This is a genomic window from Saprospiraceae bacterium, from assembly GCA_016713025.1.
Lineage (GTDB): Bacteria > Bacteroidota > Bacteroidia > Chitinophagales > Saprospiraceae > OLB9.
The window spans coordinates 2,514,441-2,530,847 of sequence record JADJPZ010000004.1 but is presented as its reverse complement, the minus strand read 5'-3'; the positions used below and the strand labels follow the sequence as shown (position 1 = coordinate 2,530,847).

Annotated in this window: 15 protein-coding genes; 5 read left to right on the top strand and 10 right to left on the bottom strand. The window is 35.8% G+C overall.

The features are described from left to right. Positions 1-7 precede the first annotated feature (7 nt). Both IPK35_17035 and IPK35_17030 read right to left on the bottom strand, forming a co-directional pair. The gene (locus IPK35_17035; GenBank protein MBK8054922.1) at positions 8-2,641 is read right to left on the bottom strand and encodes a tetratricopeptide repeat protein; all 2,634 of its coding nucleotides are present in this window, start codon (positions 2,639-2,641) and stop codon (positions 8-10) included. Positions 2,642-3,199: 558 nt separating this feature from the next. Then, the gene (locus IPK35_17030) at positions 3,200-3,736 is read right to left on the bottom strand and encodes a dCTP deaminase (GenBank protein MBK8054921.1); all 537 of its coding nucleotides are present in this window, start codon (positions 3,734-3,736) and stop codon (positions 3,200-3,202) included. 314 nt (positions 3,737-4,050) lie between these two features. Here IPK35_17030 and IPK35_17025 point away from each other — a divergent pair, with 314 nt between their 5' ends. The 5 genes from IPK35_17025 (at position 4,051) to IPK35_17005 (ending at position 7,947) form a co-directional block, all read left to right on the top strand. After that, on the top strand, positions 4,051-4,578 hold the full coding sequence (locus IPK35_17025) for a hypothetical protein (GenBank protein ID MBK8054920.1): 528 nt from the start codon (positions 4,051-4,053) through the stop codon (positions 4,576-4,578). Between the two features lie 104 nt (positions 4,579-4,682). Beyond that, a complete protein-coding gene (locus tag IPK35_17020) occupies positions 4,683-5,141 on the top strand; it encodes a sigma-70 family RNA polymerase sigma factor (GenBank protein MBK8054919.1) in 459 nt (152 codons plus the stop codon). Further along, positions 5,138-6,397: a hypothetical protein gene (locus IPK35_17015; GenBank protein ID MBK8054918.1), complete on the top strand. Its 1,260-nt coding sequence runs from the start codon at positions 5,138-5,140 to the stop codon at positions 6,395-6,397. The genes IPK35_17020 and IPK35_17015 overlap by 4 nt, the downstream gene beginning before the upstream one ends. 20 nt (positions 6,398-6,417) lie before the next feature. After that, positions 6,418-6,969, top strand: coding sequence for a hypothetical protein (locus IPK35_17010; GenBank protein MBK8054917.1), 552 nt, complete (start codon positions 6,418-6,420; stop codon positions 6,967-6,969). A gap of 252 nt (positions 6,970-7,221) precedes the next feature. Beyond that, the gene (locus IPK35_17005) at positions 7,222-7,947 is read left to right on the top strand and encodes a hypothetical protein (GenBank protein ID MBK8054916.1); all 726 of its coding nucleotides are present in this window, start codon (positions 7,222-7,224) and stop codon (positions 7,945-7,947) included. A gap of 182 nt (positions 7,948-8,129) precedes the next feature. Here IPK35_17005 and IPK35_17000 read toward each other — a convergent pair whose 3' ends face one another. The 8 genes from IPK35_17000 to IPK35_16965 form a co-directional block, all read right to left on the bottom strand. Continuing rightward, positions 8,130-8,741 carry a protein-tyrosine-phosphatase gene (locus IPK35_17000; GenBank protein MBK8054915.1) on the bottom strand — a complete coding sequence of 204 codons (612 nt, stop codon included), beginning with the start codon at positions 8,739-8,741 and terminating at the stop codon, positions 8,130-8,132. Continuing rightward, entirely contained in the window at positions 8,741-9,772 is a 1,032-nt protein-coding gene (gene arsB / locus IPK35_16995) for an ACR3 family arsenite efflux transporter (GenBank protein MBK8054914.1), read from the bottom strand. Before arsB ends, IPK35_17000 begins: the two co-directional genes overlap by 1 nt. A 355-nt stretch (positions 9,773-10,127) precedes the next feature. After that, the gene (locus tag IPK35_16990) at positions 10,128-10,457 is read right to left on the bottom strand and encodes a winged helix-turn-helix transcriptional regulator (GenBank protein MBK8054913.1); all 330 of its coding nucleotides are present in this window, start codon (positions 10,455-10,457) and stop codon (positions 10,128-10,130) included. A 213-nt stretch (positions 10,458-10,670) separates the two neighbouring features. Next, positions 10,671-12,086: an L-serine ammonia-lyase gene (locus IPK35_16985; protein ID MBK8054912.1), complete on the bottom strand. Its 1,416-nt coding sequence runs from the start codon at positions 12,084-12,086 to the stop codon at positions 10,671-10,673. Between the two features lie 51 nt (positions 12,087-12,137). Further along, entirely contained in the window at positions 12,138-12,830 is a 693-nt protein-coding gene (locus IPK35_16980; GenBank protein ID MBK8054911.1) for a nucleotidyltransferase family protein, read from the bottom strand. Positions 12,831-12,842: 12 nt separating this feature from the next. Then, entirely contained in the window at positions 12,843-13,412 is a 570-nt protein-coding gene (gene gmhA, locus IPK35_16975; GenBank protein ID MBK8054910.1) for a D-sedoheptulose 7-phosphate isomerase, read from the bottom strand. Between the two features lie 191 nt (positions 13,413-13,603). After that, positions 13,604-14,641 (bottom strand): dehydrogenase, encoded by a 1,038-nt coding sequence (locus IPK35_16970; GenBank protein ID MBK8054909.1) that lies wholly within the window; start codon positions 14,639-14,641, stop codon positions 13,604-13,606. Positions 14,642-14,939: 298 nt separating this feature from the next. Beyond that, a complete protein-coding gene (locus IPK35_16965; protein ID MBK8054908.1) occupies positions 14,940-16,076 on the bottom strand; it encodes a glycosyltransferase in 1,137 nt (378 codons plus the stop codon). Positions 16,077-16,407 lie beyond the last annotated feature (331 nt).

Here is a 16,407-nt window from a genome sequence, read left to right as displayed (position 1 = left end):
CTATTGACTACGATGTTGGCATGTTTTTTATGCCTTCACTGTTGGCGATCCGAAATGCACTTCTGAGTGCTCCGGTTGCAGCTTTGAATTTTTCATCTTCATCAGTCACCTGACTATAGTACAGATCATAGTATGTGTACGCTTTATCAAATGCCTGTGTATAATTGTAAGCAATCAATGCCGCTTTCCTTAGTGATTGAGTATAAAATTCCGAATTGCCGGCTTTTATTAGGATTTCATAATCTTCAAGACCTGCATTATATTTTTTCAGCAGCGTATTTGATTCTGCCCGATAATAATAGGCTTTTATTTTATTGATACCGGAAGGATATTTGGAAAGATAATTACTGAAACCAGCTACGGCTTTTTCATATTCACCTTCATTGTATCTAAGTACTCCTACCATGTACGCCAGAGAGTCTGCAGCAGTATCTGATACCTTGTATCCCGGCAGTGAACTCACATAGGCCACATACTCTTCTGATTTTCCCAGGTCGTTGATATATATCTCCTGAAGACCTAAAATGGCACTTTCTGCTTCTTTGGATGAAGGATTGTTTTGCATCACAGCTTTATACTGCTTAATTGATGTGTTGAGGTCCCCTTTGTTGTAAGCAATCAGGCCAAGCTTGAGTAAAGCTCCATTGACCATTGGGCTGTTGCTGTATCTTTGTACAAGATCGGAAAAAACTACATAAGCATTTTCAACATTATCCATCTCAAAATATGCATCTCCCAACTGCATCAGTGCATCATCTGCATATTCGGAACTGGGATGATTTTTTATGATTTCCTTCAGACTTATTATCTTTTCCGAAACGTCACCTGTTAGGCCTTCGATGATAGCTTTCTGGTACATGGCATAGACAAAATTTCCTTGTTTTTTATTGATAGCCTGTGAGTAGAATCCTGCCGCATCCTGAAATTTTCTGCTTTTAAACAAACAGTCACCTGTACGTATGATCGCATCAGGCCAGATTTTGTTTATCAGGTCTTTGTTTTTTAAAGGTGTGGTATTCAAGTTGAAACCTACCAGTACATTTTTGAAGCTTTTTTCAGCATTCCAGTATTCTTTCAGCATCAGGTAGTTATATCCTTGAGTATAGTGAGCACTGATGGGAGATGATTCATCAGGCAGGCCATCCAGACCATTGGATATATCAAAATAGTCATCAAATCCTTTGATGGAAGCTTTGTAATTGCCCTTTTCATGTTGGATTTGACTGATCCAGAATGTATTTTGAGCTTGTATAGATTTGCTTAGATTAAACTTTTTTGATTTCTCAAAAGCCTTCAATGCATCATCCGTCATTCCGCTATTATAAGACTGCATACCAAGTTTCAATGCAGCATTTTGATACACCAATTTTATCTTCTCCGTGGTAGACGACATACCATCTATTATTTGCATCACAGCAGTATAATCGCTCATGCTTTCCAGCAATTCGCCCACTATTTTGTCAGCTTCCTTGTAATACGGAGATGATTTATCAATTTTGGAAAGAGTATTGATGGCTTCCCGTTCAAATCCCGCTTCTGCTGACAGTTTTCCATAATTAAAAGTGGCTTCTTCCTGCATTTTTTTCTCAAAAGTCATCTGAGAGACCTTTTTAAATGCGGCTCTCGCAGATGTCAGGTCGCCTGTCCTGTAGTAACAATCTGCAAGATAATAATTGACAAGTTGTCCGAGTCTATTCTCCAAAAGATGCAATTCTCTGAAGTTTTTTGTGGCATCAGCATATTTTTTTAATTTGTACTGAGTGAATGCTAATTGAAAAAATTCTTCCACAGTGAGTTTTTCAGTATTTGCTTCATAATACTCGAGATGTGGTAGTGCTTTACTATAATTTTCTGTATTAAAGTATGCCTGACCTGTCAGTTGTCTTATTTCTTTTCTATTGCGCAGATTATTATCACTGAGCGCTTCTTCGCCTTGCTGGATGACCTTATCATATTGTTTTTGAGCAAAATATATCTGTGCCAGATAGAAAGGTATAAATGACCTGTATGTATCCGAATTTTTTACCTTTTCAAATGATGCAATGGCACCATTGTAATTTCCTGTAAAATAATCACTTAGACCATTATAGTAATTACAGGGATAATAAAATTCGTTTCTGATTTCCTTTATTTTGTTGAATTCACTCCGAGCCTCCTTAAATTCTTTTAGAGCAAAATGTGCATAGCCTTTTTTGAAACTTGATTCACTTTTGTCATAGTCCGAAAGATTTTCAGCATCTACCATCGCATAGGCATCAATACATTTTTTAAACCATCTCTTATCGTAATAGTAACTACCTAACTCAAGAATGGCTGGTGTAGTGGTTGGGTCAGGATATTTTTCTGATATAAATGTGAGTAATTCGTTTTCACCACTGGGCAAATCAAGTCTGATCCCTGAAATGCCATGCATGGCACCGGCATCATCCTTAAGCAACGAAAAATCAAAATCAGTGACAGGAGCCACCTGATGAATGAACTTGTTTTGGGCATATCTGGTCGGGCCGAAAAGATTCTGGCTGAAAAAGTATTGCCCCATCTTGTAGTCAGAAAGTCTGTCAATGCTCGCTGCATTTTCCTGACAAAATACTATTGAGTAGTGACAACAAATGATAACGAACAGGATAGATGTGGTACGCATTCTTAATTTATAAATTTATTCTGTTTTGCAAAATATCAAGTTAGAGCTCAACGATAGAACTATATTAAGAGTATGTTTAAATTTATATTGCCTTAAAATCAATATATTATGAACCTGACTTCAAAATAACCGCCTTATTTAGGTCACTAAATGCGTTGATTATTTTATTGACAGAACCATAATCTCTTGATTTACAGCTAAGAAAAATTTTAAACATACTCTAAAACGCAAAATTAGTTAAAATATTACGAATAAATATAATAACTAAATACAAATTATAATTTTTTATTAATTTTTAAATACTTAAAATCAATTATTTATAAATTGTAAAAATATGTAATGTAAAGGTTTTGTTTTTCCCAATAATAAGTTATACTCAAAATAAATTGGTTTGCAAAAAATTCATCTACTATTGTATTCATTTTGAGCATAATGGCGACAGAATTATTTGAAAAATAAATTCTCGTCGGTATATTTTACAAACTCCCTATTTTGGCAATTTGTTACACGAAGTCATCGGCTATAGATTCTAAATGAAAAGAATCTCTTCAATGATGGCTAAAACTTATTTTTCCACATCATACTTTCTACCGGTTTTTCGGTACGGTGATTGTATTTTGCATTGGATTTTTTATTGTAGTAGTTTTCGATCTCTCCATCCACTTTAAAGTATATGAGTTGGCCCACAGGCATACCGGCATATACCCTGACTGGCTGCACACAGGAGATTTCCAGTGTCCAGGTATTGCAAAAACCTACATCGCCCTTTCCCGCAGTAGCGTGGATGTCGATGCCGAGCCTGCCGATAGATGACTTTCCTTCCAGAAACGGGACTGTGTGATGAGTCTCAGTATATTCTTCGGTCACACCCAGGTATAAAGTGCCGGGCTGAAGAACAAAACCATCTTCTCCGATCTCAAAATGACGGATGGTATTGTGCTTTTTCGCATCCAGCTCATGATTATCGTAAACCGCCAGCCATCTTCCGAGATGTACATCGTACGAATTGGTACCAAGGCAGTCAGCCCTGAACGGGTCAATGACGATATTACCATTTTCAATGCTTTTGAGTATTTCTATATCTGAAAGAATCATATATTGTCAAAAATTTTGCGCGAAGATAGTGAAGTTGGTGACTTATAAACCGAAATCAGAGCCACGAATGAATAGAAACAGGTTTTTGTTTACAAAAAAATCAATATTTTTCTAACCTTTGAACTAAATAAACAGACATGATTATAAAAAGGGTAACATCATACACATAATGTGCTAAAAATGAAAATCTATCCTATAATCCAAATATTTCAAAGTCAGACTCAACCTTGTGGCGGCTCACTTTTAAGTTCCAGCCATACCGTGTGCAGTTCTACAGGAAATGGTGACCACATTCCTAAATATTTAAGCTGATCATGAAAAAAAATGTCATACATATTCTTTTTGTTTTTGGGATCACAATTTTATCATCTTGTCGCAAAGAAGTACCTCCTGTAGTCGAAGTGTATTTCTCTTTTGTCAATGCGGAGGAATATCAGAGTATAACATTCCACCCTTACTACATCGTTTTTCAAATTTTAGGACATGATTCAGGACAGGGTACAGCTGAAGGAGATATTTTTTTCGGAAGAAATGAGTTCATCCTCACACAAAATGATTTTAGCAAAAAACAATTCATTACAAGTAAGGCCATATCAGGTAGATCACATAGTTATTTAAGTTTTTCTTTGGATGGCGAAATGATGTTTTATGCCAATGGAAAGAGTTTTTCTAAGTTTTTAGGGAAATCGAATAATGTATTTCCCGTTGATTTTAGTCCAGAAAATGGTGAGGCGTATGATGTGCATTTTATTATTGATATTAAAAACTCTCTTAAACAGGATGGTGGATCAATCAAATTTAATTTGGGTGGGGCATCAAAGGTTATCATTACAAAATACTGATTGTAAAGTAAATGGAGCTGAATTCAGTCATAAAAGCTTGCAAAAACAAGAGAATTAGGGAGCAGAAATTACTGTATGAATATACTTATCAAGAGCTATTCCACGTGAGTCTCAGATATACCAATGGGCGTCAGGATGCAGAAGATGTTTTTAATGAGGCAATGATCAAGATTTTCAAATACATCATCATTTCCGATAAGGAGATCGACAATTACCTTGGTTTTTGCAACAAAATAATACGTTTAACGGCCATCGATCATTACAGAAAAAGTTTTTCACCTATCGTTTTTAACGATCATATTTTTATTGAAAGTAGTAGAGATTTGTACTTTGAAGAGACTTTGAGCAATCTCGAGGTCGAAGACATTTTCAAAATTGTCCAGGAGTTGCCTGATAAAGAAAGATTGGTTTTTTCAATGTTTGAAATTGACGGATTTAGTCATAAAGAAATAGCGGCTGAACTCACAATCAAAGAAAATCACTCTAAATGGTTATTGCACCATGCAAAAAAATTGTTAAAACTTAAGTTGAGTCATGATGATATAAAATCTTTTACCAAATGAAGACATTTAAAGATAAGATATTAAACCACAAAAACTTGCCTGATCCAATGATTTGGGAAAAAATGGAGCCGCAGGTGATACTTCTGAATAATCAGGAACATGATTCAGGTGGTAAAGGATTTTTACGTCTGTTTCCAAAGACTTTTTCTATACTGCTTTTTTTGGTTATAGTATTAGGCATTTACGGTTTAGTAAATCAAAATACTACGGATGATTTAGCTCAGAATGACATAAAGTCAAAGAGAAATTCACAAAATATAATAGCCAAAAACCTTCCTTCCATTCATGATACCAAAACTATTGACATGCCTTCAGATGCAGTTTCAAGAAGTTCCGGGTCTGAAATACAAACCAGAGAATATGACGGGAATTCAATTGCTGTACGGGATGAAGAAGACACATCATTATCCCTGACGAATGCTTCAACTACTGGGTCTACATCATTCAAAATCAGAGCAAACGACATAGAACATGCAGGTCATGATCATCAGATATTATCATCTTTAGAAAACAGTAAAATTGACCAGAAGTCGGACATAGCCTTTAATACCTCATATGAAGACAAAATAGAACCTGCCGAAAAGACCATAAGTTCAGCACCTGCTACTGATAATATGGTTCAGGATGATTCGGGGATCTCAGCTGAAAATGCTCAGAAAATAGCTAATGAAACCAGACAATCAATGATTTCGATTCCATCTCTTACAAATAATAGAATAGAACATATCGAATCGCTGTACGATAGTAAAAAACAAATAACACCATGTAAACCATGTGCTAAGACTCATTTTTTTGAGATAGGCACCAGCATGGGTCCATCTCAGAATCACTATTACAATGGCTATTTTGCCAATCTGATGTTTGACTACAAAGTAAATAAACTACTCCATGCAGGAGTAAGGTTTAGCTATCAAAGATATGTCGATCATGCACGATATATTACTGCACCTGATGTCAAAAATAAGGATATTTATATCAATCTCCTGGCAAATGTGAGCCTGATCTTGGTGGATTATAAAAAAATAAATGTCGGCATTGATTTTATGCCCGGTATTCAGTTAGTCTCGGATATAGAAAGAACTCAAAATAGTACAGATTTTTTCCAGTCTACCAGACAGTATTTTGGATTCAATTACATGATTGGTGCAAATATGGACTATAAAATCACATCAGGATTGAGATTAGGCTTTGAATCAGTGGTAGATGTCAAAGGTGAAACCACCTTACACGGCATTAGAATTAAATTTTTATTGTAATTCTTATAATACTCTATCTTATGAAACATTTTTTTATTCTTATCTTTTGTACATTATTGATGTTCAAAGCAAATACGCAAGGACCACTCAAAAACTCCATGGATATTCGCTTCGGATATGGCGGAATTGATGGATTGTCGGGTATGACTTTTTTATCAGCAGCCTATGGATTAGACGTCAAAAGAGGATTCATTTTAAAAGGAAACTATTTGAAAGGAACAGGTTTTAAACCGTATTCCGCTTTGGACCCACAACCAGAAACTAAGTTGTTAAATATATATGGCATAAGTCTTCAAAAAGCGGTCAATACAAGCGGGTCATCGAGTATCAATCTCGCTTTAGGATATAGATACATTAATCAATCGGGGTCTTTTCTTTTTAACGCAACTACAAATCCGATTGGAACTGTTATTTTTGACGGCGTTCAAAACACCTCTATCCACCATGGAGTCGATGTTGACCTTTCTTATACTGTAAATATCCATGATAGGGTGGGAGTATATGCCGGAGCAAATTTTACCACAGGCATTTCTATGTTTTCAGTAAACTTAGGGAGCAGGGTTTATTTTTGATGTCACATGAGCACAGTTTTGGTCTTTTCAGGGGCTTAAAAAAATAAAAAGCCACATCAACAAATCAAACAAGATGTATTTTTTACATTTGTGATACAAAAAAATGAAGACTTACTCAATGTGAAGGTTAAAAGTAACTATAATATGATACGATTTTTATTTACATGCATAATAGCCGGGTTTTCCGTTTGCTGCGGGCATACTCAAATATCTGATAACGAAACTGATTAAAAGCCATTATTTGGTATAAGCTTGCATTCCGGTCTTTTTTTGATAAATGGGGATATCGATGGAGCAGGTCAAGGTGCGGGTGTAAGAATTCAGTTTCCTGCAAACACTATTTTTTCTGTACGGGCCAATGCTTATTTTGCATCCGGAAAAGGTGTCGGTGTCCAGGCATATCAACACTCATCATTTGGTGGTGGGCTTGTGGAGTCGGTTTTTGAGCCTTATCGTAATGTGAAAGATGGATGGTATCCAAGTTATCAATATCAGCAGGTTGTTGTAGAAATGGAAGGTCTATTGAATGTTTTGAAATTGATCAATAAAATTTATGATATGGAGTTTGAGTATATGGATTTATATATTCTGGGTAGTTTGGGATTATTTGGAAAGCAAACAAGACTTGACATGGTTGATAGTCAAAACTTGCCTTATACAAATCTGCTGTCAAAAGTTGGCTCCGGACTGGACATTGCTACGAGCAAGGGAAGAAATCAAATCAGAAAAAATGTCAGATCTGTTTATGATGGAGATTATGAAACTGAAATACAATATCCGGGCAACATCACTTACTCTTTTGGTGGTGGATTTGCTTTTAATTTGAATAAGTCAATATCAGTTGGTTTTGAACACAAGTCTATCTTTTACCCTGATGTGGATTATATTGATGGGCTCAGATTTAGGACGAGCCTTGATCAGTCCTTATCAAAAGATAAGGCAAGTTACACCAATTTGTTTTTGATGATCAAGATTTAAAACATGCTAAGGGAGTTTGGTGCTTGGATAAAAATTTTTGAACGGCCATCCCTTAAAAGTTAGCATTTCAAGTTTTTGTAATACACAATAAACCAATAATTTATAAATTGGCGGTTTAAGGGCAGCACTTAGATATCCAATTCATATTGTATATGATTCCTATATTCGAAATTTGTAATTGATTATTTCTCAATTGATTGAAACACCCACCACATTTCCTTTGCTATTTCTAAACTTCTTTCGGAGTACTTCTCAGTTTGTAGTGCTGTATTATCAAAAGCTTTTGGGTCATCATATTTGATGGGAAATCTTGCTTCAGCCCCAGTAACTAATGGGCAACCTTCATCTGCATTATTACAAGTCATTATGGCACCAAACTTGCTTTTGGGATTAAATGCATTGGTGTATGTTTTAGAGAAACAAATGATCGGGGCTTCGTTTTCGGCGTACTTTACAGCATATACTGGATTGGCCGTATCACTTAATTTTTGAATTTGAAAACCTTGTTTCATAAGCGTTTCTCCAACTTTAGGGAACATAGCTGTGGCCTCTGTACCGCCAGAATAGCAAAAAGTGTTTTTCATACCAAAATGAAAAGCCATTGTTTGAGCCCAAATTTGTGACAAATGACTTCTACGCGAATTGTGTGTACAAATGAAATTTAATCTTATTGTTTCATTTTTGTTTATCTTTTCTTGAATGTAATTGGCTAATGGATGCAAAACATTTTTGCGTTCTGATGTAAGATTTTCGAATGAAAACTGGTTTATTTTATTGATGATTTCTTGAAACATTATTTGTAGTATTTTGATTTTAAATACAAACTCGCTTTTACTAAAAGAATCAAAACTGGCACTTCTACCAGCGGGCCAATGACCCCAACAAATGCCTGTGCTGAATGAATCCCAAAAACAGCGATAGCAACTGCTATGGCTAATTCAAAATTGTTTCCAGTAGAGGTAAATGCAATGGAAGCATTTTTGTCGTAAGGTATATTCATCGATTTATTAATGAAAAAACTAACGAAAAACATCAAAATGAAATATATCACTAATGGAATGGCAACTTTCAATACATCCAATGGCAATTCTAATATCTTATCGCCTTTCAAACTGAACATCAATACAATGGTGAATAGTAAGGCGTACAATGTAATGGGTGATATTTTAGGAACAAATTTGCTATTGTACCAAGTTACGCCTTGGGACTGCACTAAAAATTTACGACTTAAAAATCCTGCTAAAAACGGGATGCCTAAATAAATAGCGACACTTTTTGCAACTTCGCCCATCGGAACCTGTACATTGAAGTCACCCAAGCCTAATTGATGCGGCAATACATTGATAAAAAGCCAAGCATAAAAACTATACGTAATCACCTGAAAAATACTATTGAGTGCCACTAATAATGCTCCATATTCACGATTACCACCAGCCAAATCATTCCACACAATGACCATTGCTATACATCGAGCCAAGCCGATGAGTATTAAACCTACCATATAATCGGGCTGGTCTCTTAAAAAGACAATGGCTAACACGAACATTAAAATAGGACCAACTATCCAATTGAGAAATAAGGAAAGTGTCATTGCTTTTTTGTCGAGAAATACCTTTGGTAAAAGCGAATAATCTACTCTTGCTAATGGTGGGTACATCATCAGGATTAAACCAATAGCGAGTGGAATATTGGTAGTACCAACTGAAAGTTTGTCAAACACGGATTTGTTGCCTGGAAAAAAATACCCTAAGCCAACCCCCAGTATCATCGCAAGGAATATCCAGAGAGTTAAGTATCTGTCTAAAAATTTTAATTTTACATTCATTCGAAATTCGTAATTGAGTATTATCTAAATATCTAAAATGAGTTCCGTAATGAAGACCAAAAGTACAATAAAATAAGCATTTTTGACGACAAATCATAGCATCGCTATGCTGCGAAGTTAAAAATGATCCGCCGCGGCGGAGACTTATTTTGCAGTAATTATGTTCTGGAATAGGAAATTCATTTTAGATTTTTAGGTATTAACTAAACGACATTGATTTTTTATTCATAATCGTTAAAAGTTGTTTGATTTCATTGACCTCAGCCACTAACCTTTTCAAATTTTTTAATATTTCAGCTATTTATGTTCGCAAAAATACGAAATATTCGTAAAAATACGAATTTTTAACAAAATTTTATGCCAGACATTTTTCATCATTAGTTAATTCAGCAAAAAAAGTAGCATAGAGTCTTTGTGCCAATAGCCAATTTTCATTATGAATACAGTATTTTGTTTTAGGTGGATTAATTTCTCCTTGTATGAGCCCTGCTTCTTTCAAAACCTTTAAATGTTGAGATAAAGTGCTGTTTGCTATATGAAATTCTTCTGAAAGGTCTCCGTGATAGCAACAAGATTGATTAGAAAGCAACTCTAAAATAGACACACGAATAGGATTTGCCAATGCGTTTGAAAATTTGGATATGAGCTCTTGTTTTTCGGTAAATGTCTGCTTAACTCTTTTCATTTTCTTATTATATTTCACATTATTCATTTCGCAAAGATACGAATTTGAAATAAAAATGCAATTGTGTGGGGAATGGGTTTGGGTACGTTGGGTTATTGGATCGTAAGTACAAATGTTAAGGCTTGTCCGGTTTAGACACCTTTTTTTTTTAGACAGATAAAAATGTAAAACACTGGTAGAAAGAGAATGTATATCTATATTTTTGACACAGTTTCAACAATCAATAATATTGACAGCTGTAGCGAGCCCTCCTTCTGAGGTTTCCTTATATTTTCGGTTCATATCTTTTGCGGTTTCCCACATAGTAGATATGACATTGTCCAATGGTACTTTTATGTCCTGAGGATTTCTGTCCAATGCAATTGAAGCTGCATTGATCGCTTTTATGGCACCCATTGAGTTTCTTTCTATGCAAGGTACCTGTACCAACCCACCTATAGGATCGCACGTCATGCCTAGATGATGTTCCATAGCAACTTCTGCGGCAATAGTACATTGTTCAGGAGTACCACCAAGCAATTCTGTCAATCCTGCAGCAGCCATTGCAGATGAAACCCCTATTTCTGCCTGACAACCACCCATAGCTGCTGAGATGGTAGACCCTTTTTTGAATATACTTCCTATCTCACCGGCAGTAAACAAAAATCTTATGATCTCATCGTCTCCGGCATCTGGTTTCACAAAACAAAGATAATGCATCAGTACTGCAGGTATTACCCCGGCACTGCCATTGGTTGGCGCTGTTACTACCCGACCAAATGCTGCATTTACTTCATTTACAGCTATACCAAAGCTACTTGTCCATTTCAAAATTTTTTGAAAATCCGGTTTACTCTGACGGATAGCGTCTATCCAAGTATATTTATCATGATAATTTGATCCAGGAAGTAAGGTTTGAGTTACCTCACCAGCTCTTCTTTTTACTTTCAGACTACCCGGAAGATAACCATAAGAGTGACACCCCAGATACATACTGTCGAGCATGACATCCCAAATGGCAAGTAATCCTTTTCTTATATCTTTTTTATGTCTATCTACGAGTTCATTGGCCATCACAATTTCAGAGATAGATTTATTTTCTCTTTTACAATACACCAGCAATTCATTTCCATCCTGGATAGGGTAGGGATGATTTGCCAATTTACTATCGTGTACTGCATTTTCACCCTCTCTGATGATAAATCCGCCCCCTACAGAATAATATGTTTCTGAATAAACGTCTCCGTTTAATTTTTGTATAGTGAATAACATTCCATTGGCATGATAAGGTAAAAACTCTTTTTCAAACATGATATCCTTTTCAGGATCAAAAGGGATGATTTCGGAGTTTATTTGCAGCTGCTTCAAGTTATTTATCCGACTTATGATATCAGGAATGGCCGATGTATCAACAGTGACCGGGTCAAGGCCACTCAACCCCATCATTATAGCAAGATCTGTCGCATGACCTCTACCTGTCAGAGATAGAGAGCCATATAGAGACACTGTAATATTTGATATTTCACCAGACTCTATGTGCTGCCGGATGTTATATATAAATTTTTGTGCGGCACGCCACGGTCCCAACGTATGTGATGATGATGGTCCTACACCAATTTTAAATATATCAAAAACGCTGATAAACTCCATATCTTATTATTAAGCGTTATGTTTATATAATTTCAATATATCTATAAAAATTTATGTTGCAAAATCCAAATTTGCTTTCTTAAAATCTTCAGGAATACCTATGTCGATAAAATATCCATCTGATTCAAAACCAAAAATACAGTTTTTATCCACATACTTTTCCAAAATTTCCTTTTCAAAGGAGAAAGGATTAGCAATACCGATATTAGTAATTAATTGCTTCTGAATAAGATAAATTCCACCGTTGATCCATCCAATCTCTCTGTAAGTTTTTTCCTGAAATGCCGAAATGATGTTGTTTTGACCTATCAATACACTTCCATATCTATCAAAATGGTACATTTTTTTGAGTGCAACAGTAATTTCTGCCTGGACTTCTATGTGTTTTTTCAGCATTGATGGAAGATTTACTTCAAAATAAGTGTCTCCATTCAACACAAAAAATGAGTCACCCTTTACCTTTTGTACGGCGAACCTGATACCGCCACCAGTCCCCAAAGGGATTGTTTCAATGGTATAATCATACTTGAGTTTTGGCCATGATTGCTCCAGATGTTGTAGCACAACCTCAGATCGGTACCCCAAAGAAAATATAAATTTGGTAACCCCCTGCTCTTGTAAAGCTCTGATTACATAATCCAAAAATGGTTTTCCTGCTACGGGTGCCATACATTTCGGAAGATCAGGAACCTCAGTACGAAGTCGGGTGCCCAATCCTCCGGCAAGAATGATTGCTTCGGGCATTTGCTGCTTCATTTAAAAAATGTTTTCTTCTACGAGTTGACATATGATATGCCCTATCATGATGTGCGATTCTTGAATCCTGGGAGTATCATTTGAAGGTACGTTGATCAAAATATCGCTATATTCTTTCAGTTTTCCACCGGATTTTCCGGTAAAGCCGATGGTTGCGATCCCTTTTTCTCTGGCAGTGACAAAGGCATTGATGATGTTTTTGCTGTTACCGCTGGTAGAGAGACCCACCAGAATATCTCCATCCTGACCTATTCCTTCCAATAATCTTGAATATACTACATCAAAGCTATAATCATTGGCCACAGCTGTCAGATAGGACGTATTCACATGCAATGCCTCAGCGGGTAGCGCTTTTCGATCTTTATAAAAACGTCCGCTAAATTCTGCTGCAAGGTGCTGTGCATCTGCTGCACTTCCTCCATTTCCACAGAAAAGGATCTTATTTCCATTTTTTAATGAATGTGTAATCTTTTCAACACACTGGTCTATATTATTGAGCAGTGACTGATCATGAAGTATTTCGGTCTTGGTATCGATGGACGCTTGGATGATTTCCCTGATTTTTGACATACCGTTTTATATTGTTGAATAGTAGAGATATTGTGTTGAATTGTTATTTAGAGCCTTAGACTCAAAGAAAAATACTGTTGCAAAAAACTAAAAACTCTTCAGTCAAGACATATGAACACTTGGTAAAAAATATTGCCATTTTTATAAACAATCGAATGGCAAATAAGATTTCAAAATTGAATTTCAGAATTTTATGATTTCTGACCTGTCCAATGGGTCAATCCCCTTTCCGTAAATAAGAATGGGATAGATTTTCCTTCAAACTTGGAAAGAGCTACTATCACATCATATCTCGTAGTACCAGGACAATAAAATGCCATAAAACCACCTCCTCCGGCACCACTGATTTTGCCTCCTGATGCTCCGGCACTCATGGCACTGTCATAGATGTCATCAAGAAAACTATTGGAAATGTTGGCTGCCATATTTTTTTTATGTAGATGACCGAAATCAAAGATTTGACCTATCTTGCTCAGTTCCCCTTTGAGCAGTGCTTCTTTCATCATCACAGACTGCTCTTTTATGTGGTGCATTGCCTCAATAGATGACTGTTTTTGAGATTTCACATTAGCTACTTGTTCATCTATGATTCTTGCCGACTCCCTACTTTTGGATGTATAAAAAAGAACGATGTTCTTTTCAAGTTCGTATATATATTCAGGTTTTATCCGCAAGGGATTGACTATGGTTTTATCGTCCTTAAAAAACTCCATATAGTTGAATCCACCAAACGTTGCTGCGTACTGATCTTGTTTTCCACCTGCCAGTTTCAGATCTATTCTTTCTATTTCATAAGCATAATGTGCTATGTCATATTCTCCCAGAGGCAACTTTAGCATTTCAACAAAAGCACCTATCAATGCAACAACTAGTGTCGAAGAAGAACCCAGACCTGACCCGGGAGGTGCTTGAACATAGCTTGTTATTCTCAGGCCATTATGTTCAAAAGGGTAGTCCTTCATGATACGTAAATATACTCCTTTCAACAGATTTAATTGGCCGTCAGGGTTGATAGTTTCTCCGACTTCATATTTTTCCAGTGTTTCAAAGTCCTTGGCTTCAAAAATGATGGTTTTTGTATCATTTTTTTCGATATCTACATATGCAAAAAGTGAAATCGTGGCATTAAGTATAGCACCTCCATATATATCACTATACGGGCTTACATCAGTACCTCCTCCTGCTAGACCAAGTCTCAAAGGTGCCCTGCTCCTATAAATTTTATTCATATGTCTTAATATTGATAAATTGTTGAATTGGTATAAATTGTGAAATCCATTAATTGCTAAGAAATCCTTACAAAACAGAACACCCTATGTTTTATCATTCATGTTTGTATTCAGGTCTGTTCTGCGGTTTTCAGTTATTCATTCAGGTATCTCATATCAATGTCGTTTAGTTAAGTCCTCTTTATGAAGTCTTTCACATTTAAGGGAAAGATTTAGATTGGGTAAAAACAAAGAAAAATTGCTTATCTAAACGACATAGTATCTCATATTTATATCATAAGGTTTGAAAATATGTTATTTAATTATTTTTAGATTTGAGGCCATTAGCCACTTCAAAAAATGTTGTTGTCAGTTTTTTCCAGCTCAGTTTTTGTTTTTCTACCTTGATAGCACTTTCAAAACTTGCAATATCGAAAGTCAGCATACTTTGCATAGCTTGAGCAATGGAGTCAGCGTCAGGCTCACAAACCTTACCTAATGTGTCTGGTACGAGGTCAGGCAGTGCTCCTACATTCGTGACAATCATAGGTACTTCAAAATGATATGCAAGAGGCGTTACTCCACTTTGGGTAGCATTCCTGTAGGGCTGAACAACACAATCACTGGCACTGAAGTATTTGACTACGTCTTCATCATTTATAAATCGGGTGTGTTGATGTATTTGATGGTTTACCCGAGAGTTTTTCAGTTGGGACAACAATGCTTCTTCTCCGGCATAAAACTCTCCGGCTATGACAAGCTGAGTATCATTGGTCGGATTCATTTTCTCAAAGGCTTCAATCAGGAGATCAAGACCTTTGTATTTTCTTATAAAGCCAAAAAATAGAAAAACAAATCCCTTTTCAGGAATACCAAGGCTTTTTCTTGCTTCATCCTTTTTAATTTTTAAGCCAAAATTATCATACAAAGGATGTTGAACAAGGTGAATCGGAGATTTTGTAAATTGCAGCAGGTCATTGCGGACATGAGCACTCATTGTAACAAAGCCATCTAATCCTTTTGTCAGATAGCTTGTGAAAATTTTATCTCCGGGTCTTTTTTCGTGTGGCAAAGCATTGTCGATCAGACCTATGATTACGCTCTTTTTGTTCCTTTTGATCAATCGTATGATACTGCCCAAGCAAGGAGCCATAAAGGGTAGCCAATATCTGATAATTACAATATCGGCGTTTTCATTTTTTATTTTCAGACCCGATGATACCCAGTTAATTGGATTTACTGAGTTGATGATGGGTTTTATTACAATATCTGCTGGTGGAGGACTGGTTGAGTACTGTGTTTTGCCGGGAAACAAAAAATCAGGATACTGTAATGAAAAGGTGTATATTACCACCTCATGACCTTCTGATAAAAACTGTCTTGCAAGTCTTTCATTGAAAGTAGCCAGCCCACCTCTGAGTGGATGAGCCGGACCAATAATGATAATTTTACTCAAAATTCCTCGATTTTTTTAGACAATGCAAAAATAGAGTATATATGGCTTTAATTTCATATTATTCGAAAAAATATATCTCAGATTAAGTTTTAACCTAAATATCTAAAATGAGATTCGTAGGGAGAGCTTCAAATACAATAAAATCATCAAGAGATTATGGTTCTGGCAATAAAATCATCAACGCATTTAGTGTACTAATAAAGACTATTATTTTGAAGTCAGGTTCATAATGCATTGATTTTAAGGCAATAAAAATTTAAATATACTCTAAGATGCCATCAATAGAGTATAATACCATCTCTCATTCTCTTATGTTTTATACAAAAAAGGC

Coding starts and splice junctions, on each gene's coding strand:
- IPK35_17035 (MBK8054922.1), bottom strand. CDS start 2,641: ATGCGTACCACATCTATCCTGTTCGTTATCATTTGTTGTCACTACTCA.
- IPK35_17030 (MBK8054921.1), bottom strand. CDS start 3,736: ATGATTCTTTCAGATATAGAAATACTCAAAAGCATTGAAAATGGTAAT.
- IPK35_17025 (MBK8054920.1), top strand. CDS start 4,051: ATGAAAAAAAATGTCATACATATTCTTTTTGTTTTTGGGATCACAATT.
- IPK35_17015 (MBK8054918.1), top strand. CDS start 5,138: ATGAAGACATTTAAAGATAAGATATTAAACCACAAAAACTTGCCTGAT.
- IPK35_17010 (MBK8054917.1), top strand. CDS start 6,418: ATGAAACATTTTTTTATTCTTATCTTTTGTACATTATTGATGTTCAAA.
- IPK35_17000 (MBK8054915.1), bottom strand. CDS start 8,741: ATGTTTCAAGAAATCATCAATAAAATAAACCAGTTTTCATTCGAAAAT.
- arsB (MBK8054914.1), bottom strand. CDS start 9,772: ATGAATGTAAAATTAAAATTTTTAGACAGATACTTAACTCTCTGGATA.
- IPK35_16990 (MBK8054913.1), bottom strand. CDS start 10,457: ATGAAAAGAGTTAAGCAGACATTTACCGAAAAACAAGAGCTCATATCC.
- IPK35_16985 (MBK8054912.1), bottom strand. CDS start 12,086: ATGGAGTTTATCAGCGTTTTTGATATATTTAAAATTGGTGTAGGACCA.
- IPK35_16980 (MBK8054911.1), bottom strand. CDS start 12,830: ATGCCCGAAGCAATCATTCTTGCCGGAGGATTGGGCACCCGACTTCGT.
- gmhA (MBK8054910.1), bottom strand. CDS start 13,412: ATGTCAAAAATCAGGGAAATCATCCAAGCGTCCATCGATACCAAGACC.
- IPK35_16970 (MBK8054909.1), bottom strand. CDS start 14,641: ATGAATAAAATTTATAGGAGCAGGGCACCTTTGAGACTTGGTCTAGCA.